Source organism: Chitinimonas taiwanensis DSM 18899, assembly GCF_900119825.1.
Classification (GTDB): Bacteria; Pseudomonadota; Gammaproteobacteria; order Burkholderiales; family Chitinimonadaceae; genus Chitinimonas; species Chitinimonas taiwanensis.
This window is the reverse complement of record NZ_FPKR01000006.1, coordinates 248,326-259,756: the sequence shown is the minus strand read 5'-3', so window position 1 is coordinate 259,756 and position 11,431 is coordinate 248,326. Positions and strand designations below refer to the sequence as shown.

General features: G+C 63.2%; 14 protein-coding genes. 6 read left to right on the top strand and 8 right to left on the bottom strand.

The features are described from left to right. On the bottom strand, positions 1-215 hold a 215-nt coding region (locus BT173_RS19000; protein WP_139256107.1), incomplete at its 3' end, for a transposase. A gap of 167 nt (positions 216-382) precedes the next feature. Between BT173_RS19000 and BT173_RS09565 the strand changes: the two genes are divergently transcribed. Continuing rightward, positions 383-688, top strand: a complete 306-nt coding sequence (locus BT173_RS09565) for a hypothetical protein (protein WP_139256106.1) — start codon at positions 383-385, stop codon at positions 686-688. 33 nt (positions 689-721) lie between these two features. On the opposite strand, the gene BT173_RS09560 is transcribed toward BT173_RS09565, so the two are convergent. Continuing rightward, positions 722-1,285, bottom strand: coding sequence for a hypothetical protein (locus BT173_RS09560; RefSeq protein WP_072428411.1), 564 nt, complete (start codon positions 1,283-1,285; stop codon positions 722-724). A 202-nt stretch (positions 1,286-1,487) separates the two neighbouring features. Then, positions 1,488-1,952 (bottom strand): hypothetical protein, encoded by a 465-nt coding sequence (locus BT173_RS09555; RefSeq protein WP_072428410.1) that lies wholly within the window; start codon positions 1,950-1,952, stop codon positions 1,488-1,490. A gap of 358 nt (positions 1,953-2,310) precedes the next feature. Here BT173_RS09555 and BT173_RS09550 point away from each other — a divergent pair, with 358 nt between their 5' ends. Next, the gene (locus BT173_RS09550; protein ID WP_072428409.1) at positions 2,311-3,225 is read left to right on the top strand and encodes a hypothetical protein; all 915 of its coding nucleotides are present in this window, start codon (positions 2,311-2,313) and stop codon (positions 3,223-3,225) included. Between the two features lie 132 nt (positions 3,226-3,357). Here BT173_RS09550 and BT173_RS09545 read toward each other — a convergent pair whose 3' ends face one another. Both BT173_RS09545 and BT173_RS09540 read right to left on the bottom strand, forming a co-directional pair. Beyond that, complete coding sequence (locus BT173_RS09545) at positions 3,358-4,929, bottom strand: oleate hydratase (protein ID WP_072428408.1); 1,572 nt, start codon at positions 4,927-4,929, stop codon at positions 3,358-3,360. 227 nt (positions 4,930-5,156) lie between these two features. After that, complete coding sequence (locus tag BT173_RS09540) at positions 5,157-5,912, bottom strand: MipA/OmpV family protein (protein WP_072428407.1); 756 nt, start codon at positions 5,910-5,912, stop codon at positions 5,157-5,159. A 166-nt stretch (positions 5,913-6,078) separates the two neighbouring features. On the opposite strand from BT173_RS09540, the gene BT173_RS09535 reads away from it, so the two are divergent. Both BT173_RS09535 and BT173_RS09530 read left to right on the top strand, forming a co-directional pair. Then, the gene (locus BT173_RS09535) at positions 6,079-6,726 is read left to right on the top strand and encodes a TetR/AcrR family transcriptional regulator (RefSeq protein ID WP_072428406.1); all 648 of its coding nucleotides are present in this window, start codon (positions 6,079-6,081) and stop codon (positions 6,724-6,726) included. Between the two features lie 60 nt (positions 6,727-6,786). Continuing rightward, positions 6,787-7,554 (top strand): substrate-binding periplasmic protein, encoded by a 768-nt coding sequence (locus tag BT173_RS09530; protein ID WP_072428405.1) that lies wholly within the window; start codon positions 6,787-6,789, stop codon positions 7,552-7,554. Positions 7,555-7,564: 10 nt separating this feature from the next. Here the strand turns inward: BT173_RS09530 and BT173_RS09525 are convergent, their stop codons facing one another. Then, positions 7,565-7,909 carry a hypothetical protein gene (locus BT173_RS09525; protein WP_072428404.1) on the bottom strand — a complete coding sequence of 115 codons (345 nt, stop codon included), beginning with the start codon at positions 7,907-7,909 and terminating at the stop codon, positions 7,565-7,567. Positions 7,910-8,288: 379 nt separating this feature from the next. On the opposite strand from BT173_RS09525, the gene BT173_RS09520 reads away from it, so the two are divergent. Then, a complete protein-coding gene (locus tag BT173_RS09520; protein WP_072428403.1) occupies positions 8,289-9,881 on the top strand; it encodes a hypothetical protein in 1,593 nt (530 codons plus the stop codon). Here BT173_RS09520 and BT173_RS09515 read toward each other — a convergent pair. Further along, on the bottom strand, positions 9,871-10,500 hold the full coding sequence (locus BT173_RS09515; RefSeq protein WP_072428402.1) for a LysE family translocator: 630 nt from the start codon (positions 10,498-10,500) through the stop codon (positions 9,871-9,873). The two genes, BT173_RS09520 and BT173_RS09515, sit on opposite strands and share 11 nt — an antisense overlap. Positions 10,501-10,632: 132 nt before the next feature. Between BT173_RS09515 and BT173_RS09510 the strand changes: the two genes are divergently transcribed. Further along, positions 10,633-11,088: an Lrp/AsnC family transcriptional regulator gene (locus tag BT173_RS09510; RefSeq protein ID WP_072428401.1), complete on the top strand. Its 456-nt coding sequence runs from the start codon at positions 10,633-10,635 to the stop codon at positions 11,086-11,088. On the opposite strand, the gene BT173_RS09505 is transcribed toward BT173_RS09510, so the two are convergent. Then, the gene (locus BT173_RS09505; RefSeq protein ID WP_072428400.1) at positions 11,072-11,428 is read right to left on the bottom strand and encodes a hypothetical protein; all 357 of its coding nucleotides are present in this window, start codon (positions 11,426-11,428) and stop codon (positions 11,072-11,074) included. The genes BT173_RS09510 and BT173_RS09505 overlap by 17 nt on opposite strands. Positions 11,429-11,431 lie beyond the last annotated feature (3 nt).

The following is an 11,431-nucleotide window of genomic DNA, read 5'->3' as shown; positions in this document are numbered from 1 at the left end:
AACTGGGCGCGCAAGCGCAGGATTTCTGATTTGGCCTCAATCAGGTCCGCTGCTTGTTTCTCGCTATTGTCGGGCGTTACCGCCCGAATCCACTTGTACAGGCTGTGTCCGGAAACGCCAAGTCGAGCCGCAACTTCGGCGACCCCATAGCCGCGCTCGGTCACTTGCTTGACGGCTTCTTCCTTAAATTCGGGTGAATAACGCTGACTGCTCATGGACATCCTCCTATGCTCAAATCATAGGCTGCGGATGTCTACCAGACCCGGGGCAGTCCAAATCATAAGCTGCGGATGTCTACCAGACCCGGGGCAGTCCAAAAGGCATTCACCTGGTCCGGAGCGAGCAGGGGACAGGTCATGATGCAGATCACCAGTTTGTGGTGGTGGCGCGGGATGAGGAGACCTTCGATCTGTATGAATCTAACGCTTATGGGAAGGACAAGCTCAACAAGGTGTCCTTCCTGCCTGAGATGAATGTGCCCAGTTTTCCCACCGGCAAGAGTAGCCAGTCATTAAAACGTACGCAGCATAGCCACACCAAAGTCGGCATGAGCACCGAAGGCTTGCAGGAGCAGTTGTCCGCCATTCATGCATCCATCAAAGACAAGCCGGGCTTTAAGCGCTGGGAGCGCTATCACATGCCCCCGGATGAGCCGGGCAGTAAGTGCCTAGTGCAGCAATGGCTGTAGGGTGTTGGCGGAGGGGGCATGGCCTTGTCGCACTCAGCGGGTCTGTCCGGACTTCAGGCTGTAATCTGGCACGAATCGCCGGTCGCATGTGGTGGCGGTTCGTTTGAAGTCTATAACCCCATGGCTAAAGTACGTTCGCCCAGCTTCTGTTTCCGATTTTTCAAGGTTGTTCACCCCGCGGGTCCACTGAGCGTGGACAAGCTCAGGGTTGATCTCAAACAGGGCATAGGTATGGAACTCTACCCAGCCTGGTTTTGGGCCCTCGGCATCCATCATGTAGACGAGGTGAGACCTCGGTAGTGAGTGGCGCTGGTATTGCACGCCCAGCGGGGAATATCGATCGTTTTCTGCCAGTAGGAAGCGAACCTCGCCAGCACAGGCTGCCATTAGCACTTTCTGGCTCATTGGGTGCTTGGTGTTGTGGTGATCAACGGTATCTGAATCGAGCACGCCTTCCCAGACCCCATCAGGCAGCGCATGGTCTTTCTTCGGGTTGTCCAGTGCGAACGCGGGGAGCGCTGCAGTCGTGAGTAGTGCGCTGACCAAGGTGAGCCAGGCATTGGTGCGCGAGCGAATGGGCTTTATCAACGTCAGCATGTTCTGAGTGCGATTCACATATGGAAGTGGTGGAATTTGTCTGAAGGTGCCTATCTGCGCAAACAGGCAAGGACGCCTTTTGTATTGCTTGCTGACCTCCGCACAAGGATTGCGCGCGCGGTGAGTGTTCCGTTTCAACGGCTAGTAACAACAAGGCCGCAACCCATGACTGGGCTGCGGCCTTGTTGTTTAGTCTGCGCGCTTAGTGGTGCGAAGGCGTGACGGTGTGGTTGCTGGTCGAATCCGAGCTAGACGAGACAGCAATCCCGATGGCGGCGGCGGCGGCAACGCCGGTAGCGAGGGTGCCAGCCGTTAGGCCGCCGATGCCGCCAATGCCACCCGCGCCGGCAGCAGCGCTGCCTGCGGATGCGGGGGCGTTTACGGCTACGGGTGAGGAGACCGAAGGTGTGGCTTGTTGGACAACAGCCCCGTCAGCTGCGGGTGTGACTGCAGGCCCGATTTGGGTGGCAAATACCGGTGTCAGGCTCATGGCCAGCAGGGTGGCGATCAGGGTTTTGGTTCGCATGGAATGCCTTTCAAATTGAATCGAGGAGAGGTAGGAGGTCTGTTTGGCGGCGGGCAACGGCACGGGCGGGCTGTCCTGGCTCCGTGCCATGCCCACACTTTGGCAGATATCGGCAAACTGCGCCAAGCGCGGCTTGGCCATGGGCGGTGGGCATGTACTTTTCCCCGCTGCCAAAGTGAACTGCGCCACAACCAACGCCAAAGCCGACGCTTGGCTGAACGTCGGCTTTTTTTGTGGAGGCGACAGCCCTGGCGGGCTGAGTGTGGCTGTGCGCAGCCCGCTCAGACATCAAATGCACGGCCACCAGCCCGCAGACCAAGTCGTTCCACTTGCCGGCGTGTTGCTTCACCGCCCCCCGGAAATGGATCTTTTCGTTGGCGGTGTAGGCCAGCGCCATGGCGCTGGTATTGCCCATGGCTGCTAAAGTCACGCCCAGCGCGCCCACTGGTGGGTGTCTGGCCTGGCTGGCGCGTTGAGCCCGCTGCGCAAAGCGGCATGCATGAGGGATGCTCTGGGTATGGAAAATCAGTCAAAAGGCAGTCGCACCAAGGCCGCGCTGCCACCGCCTGAGCGCGGGCAAGATCGACCGCTCACGCCGCTGGAAAAACGCTACATCAGGCTGCAAAGCCGTATCGCATCGCTGGAGAACTGGGTGCTGGCAGCTTTCTCGCTGCTTATCCTCGTCACCGGCTTGGTGATGGTGTGGGCGGTGATCTACGAGGCCTCGCGTCGCGGGCCGGAAGCATGGGTTATACCTTTTGTGCTGCTTTTTCTGGGGGTGGGCGTCCTAGGCGCGCTATTGCTGAAAGGCTTCCTGTCGCGCCGCTGCCGTCCCGAGCAATCGGCCCATTCCCTGGATGGGGTCTTGAAAGAGGAGATCTTTCATTCGGTCCACCCCAAAACCGGGGCGAGAAGCAAGCACTACCGATACAAAATCGGCGATGTGACCATGATTTGGCCGCCGGGTGCCAGGGCCATTTACCAGCCTTTTGTTGACCAGCACATTCAGCTTACGGTGGTCTACGTCAATAAAACGAAGCCCGTGCAGTGGTTTGGTGAAAAGTCCGCACTGTTTGAATCATCGCGCGATGCGGTGGTGCTGGCGTTCAAAGACCTAATCAATATCCAGGGCCTGCTAACGCGTTATGGATCGAACTACTTTGAGCGCTACTTCCTCAAGCAGTCGGCGATGGGAGCGGTCATTTTCGCCAGTATTCTCGGAGCGCTCTATTACGTATTTCTGGGTCAGGACTTTTATCAGTTCGAGGGTAAGGAAATCGGCTTGGCCATACTCGGCGTCATCATTGGTTTGGCGGTGATCTTCGGCTTGGCATCGGTCGCCATTAAATATGCGGTTGGGGTGCTCAAGTTAAAAATTGATCTGAAATCCCACGAGGAAAAACTCAAAGGCTGATGTGCGGTGAGGGCCGACCGCGACTTCCAATGCGCAGGGTGATAGGCGGGGCGCCAGGCGCGAAGCGCATGCATGCGGTGTGGTCCGCCCGCATGCGCCACTCGGGCGTCGTGTCACATGGCGCCCCGGTGTTTACTTCAAGGCCTTCAACAGCGCATCAAACTGCACGCGCAGCGAATGGTCGTGCTGTTTGATGGGCGGCACGGCGCGGTCGATGGCCAGTAGTTGGTAGACGGCCATTTGCGCCGCACGTACCGAATACTCAACCGTGAACACCACATCGTCGGCCACTTCCACGAACTGGCTCACAAAGGCCAGGTTGCGGCTGCCCGGGGGCACCGGCAGTGGGCGGTCGCTGTGCTGGCGCGGCATGAACATGCTGGTGATATAGGGCATATGGCAGGGGATGCAGTTGGCGCCGTGCACGGTTTCCGGTTCGAAGCGCAGATGACCGCATAGCTCGCGCAAAATCTCTTCGCCCGTGCAGTCGCTCATCGGCTTGGCGACGAAGTTGCCGATACGGTCGGGGAACAGTGCATAGCCCCAGAACACCTGCACATCGGCCGGCTGATTGGCGAAGTGCGGCTGGTGGGCGAGCACGATGGACATCAGCCAGTTTGAATCCTGGAAGGTCACCAGGCCGCCCGTGCCAGGCTGGTTGCCACTGAAGCGGATCATTTCGTTGAAGAAAGCCGGGTCCTTCAGGGTGACGGTGAAGGAATCCCACATCGACTGCGCGATATGGAGGTTAAAGGCGGCCGGGTTGCCAAAATGGGGGCGGCCCTCGGCCAGCTTTTCCCACAGCGCCCAGCCGGTGCTGTGCGCCTTACCGAGCTTGGGCGGTGCGGCCTGCATCGAGCCCAGGCTGGACGCATCGGTCATCGAGCCGTTTTGCACGAACACGAGATCGTCCTCGCCCACGGCGATCTGCCGTGTTTCACTGCCCTGTTGGCAGATAAGACCGGTGACAATGAATTCGCCGTCGGCTTCGCGGTGCTGCAGCTCGGTAACCGTGCATTCGTGCACGAACTGCACGCCTTGCGCGGCCAGCCAATGCTGGAGCGGGCGCACCAGCGAGTCGTACTGGTTGTAGACGGTGCGCCGCACGCCACCCAGGGTTTCGATGCGCGAGAACTCGAGCATGAAGCGGTGCAGATAGCGTTTGAATTCCACCGCGCTATGCCAGGGTTGGAAGGCAAAGGTGGTGGCCCACATGTACCAGAAGCGGGTCTCGAAGAATTCGGGCGAGAGCCAGTCGGTGATGCGGCTGTCGCCCAGCGTGGCCTCGTCGGTCTGGCTGAGCTTGAGCAGTTCGAGCCGGTCCTGCATGGTGAAGCCCATCGAGCTGACCGGCACCTTGGCGCGCCGACGGTCCACCAGGCGCGCTTGCGAGTGGGCGCGGTAGACCTCGTTGAAGGCGACGGTTTCGTCGAACACGCTCTGGCCCGGGTGTTCGAGCGAAGGAATGCTCTTGAACAGGTCCCAGGTGCATTCGTAGTTGTCGAAGGTCAGCATGCGCCCGCCGCGCAGCGAATAACCGCGCTCGGCGTCGCCTGCGCCGTCCAGGCTGCCGCCCAGCAGCGGCGTGGCTTCGAGGATGGTGATCTGGGCGCCCGGCAGCTTGCCGTCGCGGATCATGAAGGCTGCGGCAGCCAGCGAACCAATGCCGCCGCCGACCAGATAGGCTTTTCTTTGCGTGTTCATAACAGGCTCTCCGTTAATCGATCAGTGTCGATACACGGTGCGCTGTGTTGCCCTTCCCCCTTTATGTGCCTGTTGGCGCGCACGCCCCGGCGATAGGAGGCCAGCGTCGCATGCGGGCGCGGTGCGGTAATTGATCTAGCGCAAGCTTGGTAAACCGCATTGCGCGGCAGCCAAGAAAAAGCCGACGCGCGCGCTGGTGCTGCGTCGGCTGCCGGGGCGGGAAGGGCTTAGTCGAAGCGATAGCTGAGGCCGAGCACGCCGCCCAGCGCCTCGGTGCGTTCCACCATCGGGCTGTCCTTGAGCTTGCTGCTGATCGACTTCACCCCGGCAATCGCGGTCATCGACCAGCCGCTGTCGAAGCGGTGGTTGATGCCCAGGCCCACTTCCAGCTGTGGTGTGCTGCCGGGCGAGTAGGCGCTCAGGCCGCTGCGCGCCGACTCTTCCGCGCTGATGCCGTAGTAGTAGCGGTTGTACTTGGCCGGGTTGTAGCGCAACTCCATGCTGCTGAAGAACTGGGTCTGCGGGCCGGAGGCGGCGAAGCCATGCTTCCAGCTGACGGTGGGGATCAGCGCGCGGCGCTGGCTGCCGGTATCGCTAAGCAGGCTCAGGCCCAGGCTGTCCTGGCGGCTTAGGTTGTAGTTGAAGCGCAGGCCGGCCAGCGCGCTGGGCTTGCGCTCATTCAGGGCACGGAAGGATGCCTGCTCGGCATCATCCGGGTCGAAGGACTGGAAGTCGACCTGGGCGATCAGGTCTGCCCCCCATTGCGGGGTCTCGTACAGCTTCATGCCCAGCGCCGTGCCTTCCACGAAGAAACGCTCGCCCTGGTAGCGCACCAGCGGCACCGGCATCACCTTGGTGTTCTGGTCGCGATAAGTGCGTTGGCCGGCGCCGACGCCGATGCCGAGCGACCAGCCGTTTTCGTTGGCCAGCACTGGCACGGACAGCGACGCGAACAGCGTCAGGACAAGAGGGGTACGCAACATATTTGCTCCTGTTGGCGGTGGCCGCCAGCGTGGTTTGCCCTTGCTTGGGTGGGCGGTTTGGTGCGCGACGGCGCACGGTGGTGCCGGCGAGCTTGGCCCGCCCGGCGCTATTTTTTATACTGACTAGTACAGCATTTCAAGAAGTATTTACTCTTCGGTACAGTAAATGGCAGACACGACAGATTCATTACGCCCGCGCCGCGGCCGCCCGCGCGACCCGCAGCGTATGCAGCGCCTGCTGGAAGCCGCCCGCGTGCACTTCCTCGCGCACGGTTACGAGCGGGCTAGCCTGGATGCCATCGCGCGCGAGTCGGGCGTGTCCAAGATGACCATTTACAGCTACTTCCCCTCTAAGCGCGCGCTGTTCGAGGCGGTGATCAGCGCACGCACCGAGCAGGCGTTTGCACGCAGCAAGGCGGCCCCGCCCGACCCGGCCCAACCGGCCGAGGGCCTGCGCAGCATCGCCGGGCAGTTCCTGGCCCTGCTGCGCCACGACAGCGTGCTGCGACATTTCCGTCTTATGCATGCGCTGGCCGACGAGCAGCACGAGGCCTGCCTGACCTTTTTCCAGCAAGGGCCGGCGCGCACCATAGACCGGGTGGCCGACTACCTGACCGCCGTGGACGCAATTGGTGCCCTGCGCATTCCGAATCCGCGTCTGGCGGCCGATCTTTTTCTGTCCATGCTGCTGGGCGAGAACCATATCCGCCTGCAGCTGGGCCTGCCGGCGCTGCCGGATGCGTATGCGGCCGCCCAGCTTGAGGAGGCGGTGCAATTGCTGCTCTGCCGCTATGCGCCACCCCAGCCCGGCTAGCGCCGGCCGGGCCCAAGCACTAGGCTGCTAGCAGGCTTTCGCCTTTCGTCGGGCACGTCCATGCATTCCATTTCCCTGTTTTTTACCGCGCTGTGTGCGCTGCTGCTGTCGCTGCCCAGTGCGGCGGCGGAACGCATATTGCGCGTGGCTTGGGATGATTACCCGCCCTACCAGATTGCACCCGACGGCGCGCAGCCCGGCATCGATATGGAGATCGTGCAGGCCATGGCCGAACACGCCGGCTACCGTGTGCAGTTTCTCAAGCTGCCCTGGTCGCGCCAGCTATTGCTGCTCAAGCAGGGCGGCCTGGATATGGCAATGAGTGCGTCGAAGTCGCCCGAGCGGGCACGCTATGTGGTGTGGACCGAGGCGTATCGGCCCGAGCGGGTGGCCTTGATGGCGGTGGACGGGCGGGCGCCCAAGGTGGCGTCCTTGCGCAGCCTGCTGGCGCGCCCGGTGCGCATCGGGGTGATACGCGATTCGGTATATGGCGGTGAGTATGGTGCGCTGCTGGGTACGCCGGCCTTTGTGCAGCGCCTCGAGTTCACCCATGTGAACACGCTCAATCTGCGCAAGCTCTACGCCGGCCGGCTCGATTACCTGATCGACGACCCGGTCACCATCCAGCATCAGGCCCAACAACTGGGCGGCGCGCGTCTTGTGCAGGCGCTGGAGATCAACCGTGCACCGGTCTACTTCATGTTGGGCAAGCCGGCTTTGGCGCAGCAGCCAGGGCTGTTGACGCGCCTGAACCGCGGCCTGGCCGAGCTGCGCCGCAGCGGGCAGCTGCGTGCCATCTTTGCCCGCTACGGGGTGGCGGCCGACTAGGTCCGCGCGCTCACCACTTCCAGCTGTCCGGGCTGGTTTCGCTGGGCAGTACGCCGATGCCGTAGTTGCTGATGGTGACCACCGCATAGCGGTCGCGGTCGTAGCAGTTGAGCTGGTATTTGCGCCCTTTCTGCGACCAGTGCCAGTAGTCGTTATGCCCGCCCGAGGGGTAGAAGGGTTGCAGGCGCGATACGCCACCGGGCGCCAGGCCTTCCACGTCCAGCGCCACCTCATGGCTGGCGCTCTGCCACATCACCCGTCCGCTCAGCGGCGCGTCGCTCAGGTTCACTACCAGAAAGAAATGCGCGCCAGTGCCCTGCATTGCGCCCTTCTGGGTTTCTTCATTGATATTCATGCCAGTTCCCTTGATACGCCCGGCTCGGGCCGCGGGCGTGCATCGCCCGCCAAGTCGGCATTACAGCGACCGGCGTGCTGGGCCGCTGTGTGCGATCTCGCAGCCGGCTTGTGCACAAATCGCCTGGCCGGGCTGGGGCTGGCCCGCGCATGCCTTCTACAGGCCATACGGGCTCATTGCCTGAAAAAACCGAACTTACCGCGCTAGGCCGCGCCGGGTTTTCAGGTGGCGTGCGTGCTGGGTAATTGTTTACAGGCGGCGGGCGACCGCGGGCACAGCCAGCCGGACGCCCGGCGTGCGTAATGGCTGCGGGCGTGCCGCTGGCGCCCGCGGGCCGGCTGCGGCCGGCATAAGAACAGACACGTACTAGGAGAAGGAAATGACGCTACACGCCCATGCCCACTGGCTGGCGCTGGCTCTGCTGGCCCCATACTGCCTGGCCGATACCCGCCCCAACGGCAGCTATGCGCAAAGCTGCCGCGCCATCGCGGTCAAGGACGATACCTTGAGCGCCAGCTGCCAGAAGCTCAATGGCAGCTATCAGAACACCCGCCTGAACCAACTCAGCGCCTGCCTGAATGCAATCAGCCGCGAGGGTGATATCGGCAATATCGATGGCAATCTGCTTTGCCTGCCCGATCTGCCCAAGCCGGTGCCGGGCTTTCGCTTTCCGGAAGCGGAACGCACGATCAACCAGTGGGTGTATGGCGGCCAGCGCGATGCCATGCTCGCGCACAGCTGGGGCCTGTGGGCCGGCCTCAATCAATGGGTGGGCGAGGTGGATGGCAGCCCGGTGCGTGCCTTCCAGACCTGGGCTTCGCCCAGCAATATGCTTTACCGCATGAGCCGTGGCCTGCAGGCCAGCGCCATGCCGCTCAAGCGGCCGATGCTGGAACTGATCAGCCCGAACCAGTTCCGCGCCAGTCCGCATCTGACCGTGCTGAAGGCCGACCCGGTAGCCGGCACGGCGCCCGGCCCCGATACACGCATCTTTGTCTCCACCGCCTACAATCCGCCGGCCGCCAACCATGCGATCGCCAACAAGCTGTTCCTGCAAAGCTCGCTCGATACGCTGCTGGCGCAGGGTTACACCGAGGTGCCGAACTTCCCGGTCAATGCCATCACCATCAAGCCGGTCTACAAGGTGATCTCGGCCGCCTATATCAATGCCCAGGGTCTGTACACCTTCCCCGGTTGGCCCGGTACGCCCGAGCCGGCCAAGCCCTTTGACGAGAGCAGCTGGAATGCCTGTGTGTATGTCGATGTACGCGGCCGCGGCACGGGTGGCAATCGCATCGACCCTGGCTGCCAGGGGCCGAATGCCAGCAATACCTTCTATCTGAACAACTTCATCCACCACCGCATCGGTGCCGAGGAGGCAGCCAGCCTGAGTCGGCCGAACCGCAAGATCAGCGCAGGCGACTACGCGATCCTGGTCGGCATGCATGTGACCACGCGCGAGGCCAAGCGCTGGACCTGGCAGACCTTCTGGTGGTCGGCGAATGCCGATGCGCCGTATGCGCCAAGCTCGGCCGCCACGGCCAGCGCGCGCCCGCTGGCCTACCTCGACCCGGCTGCGCGCCATTACGCGATGGCGCTGGCCTATCAGATGGTGGCGCCGGCCCAGCCCATTGTGGGCGGGCAGAATGTGGGTACATCGGTGATTGCCTACAACCCGCATCTGGAAGCCGGCTTCGATGGCGACCCGAGCAGCTTTATCCCGCCGCGCCCGATCAAGGGCCCGCAGGGCGAGGTGGTGAACCGTTATGGCGTGCAGACCAATTGCATGACCTGCCACGGCCTGGCCGCCTACCAGCCCAAGGCGCAGTACTTTGATCAGGACGGCAAGAAGATCAACCGCGAGAAGCCGTACGGCACCGACTTCTATATGAGCCTCAACGACCCGATCTTCGACGGCAAGCTGAAGCTCGACTTCGCCTGGTCCATCCTCGGCAATATGGTCAAGGAATAGGCGCGCCGGCCAGTAGCTTGGCAGCCTGCCAGACCGCCATGCCGAGCAGCAGCGCGCCCGAACCCTGTCGGATGCGCTGCTGCCAGCTGGCCGATAGCTGGCGACGCGTGGCGGCCAGTAGGAGGGCGAGACCCAACCACCAGGCGGCCGAGCCGCAGAACACGCCGAGCACCAGCACGGCGGCACCGCCCGCGAGCGTGCCGGCCTGGTTCAGGCTGGCGAAGATCGCAAGGAAGGACAGGATGGTGAGCGGGTTGCTCAGGGTGAGCAGAAAGACCGAGCCGGCTGCGCTCAGCCAGCCACGTGCTGTGCCGGCCTGGGCCGCCTGGTGGGCTGGTGCGGCGCGCCAGCTCTGCCAGGCCAGCCAAGCCAGGAACAAGCAGCCGGCCCAGGCCAGCGGCAGGCGCAGGCCGAGCAGGGCCTGGTTCAGCCCGCCCATGCCCCAGGCGCCCAGCGCGCCGTAACAGGCATCGGCCAGCGCGGCGCCCAGGCCGCTGGCAAAGCCGATGCGCGCGCCCTGGCTAAGCGTGCGTTGTATGCATAAGAGGCCAATCGGGCCGACCGGGGCGGCAATCGAGAGCCCGATCAGGGCGGCTTGCAGAAACAGGCTGCTGTACATGGCGGCGGGCCCAGGCGTTGAGATGCCGCTATTGTCGCCAGCCGGCCGGGCTGCTTGAATGCACTAAAGCACGTAATACGGGCCGTTTGCCTTTGAAATGCAGTTTATTTTGTATGTTCGCCTGAGGTTTTAATGGAAATAGACGGAAAGTCCTGGAAGATCCTCGAAGCGATCCAGGCTGATGGACGTATCTCGTTGACCGAGCTGGCTGCCAAGGTGGCCCTGTCGGTGCCGGCCACCTCCGAGCGGCTCAAGCGCCTCGAGGAGGCGGGCGTGGTGCGCGGCTACCGCGCCGAGGTGGATGCAGAGGCGGTCGGCTACGGGGTGATGGCCCTGATCGGCATCACCACCGCCCAGCCCGACAAGGTCAGGCTGCTGGCGCAGTTGCAGACCATGCCCGAGGTGCGCGAGTGCCTGCATGTGACCGGGCAGGATTCCTATGTCTTGCGCGTCGTGGCCACCAGCATTCGCCATCTCGAACAGTTCGTCGGCCAGATCAACCGCTTTGGCGAAACGCGCACCGCCATCGTGATGTCCACGCCGATTCCGCTGCGCCCGCTGGCGCCGCCGGCTAAGGACGCGCCTTGAGCCGTGCCGCCCGTCTGGCCCGGCGCCGGGCGCGCCGGCTTGGGCGGATACCGAGGCCGCGCTCGCTGAGCGGCACGGCCACCATGGCCAGCACGAACTGCACGAGCAGTACATAGCCATGGATGGGGTGGCGGTAATAGGGCAGCGCGCGCAGCTGCCGGTATTCGCCGCGATAGTGCAGATAGTCATGCCCATCGGCCGGCGGCTGCCCCTTGTGGGGCGGGCCGCTCAGCAGCAGGCCGGCCAGCCAGTACACGGCAAAGCTGAGCAGGAAGCTGGCCCACAGCAGGCGCAGCAGCGTGCGCGGCAGGCGTCGGGGTGGCGGTGGCATCGGTGCCATGGC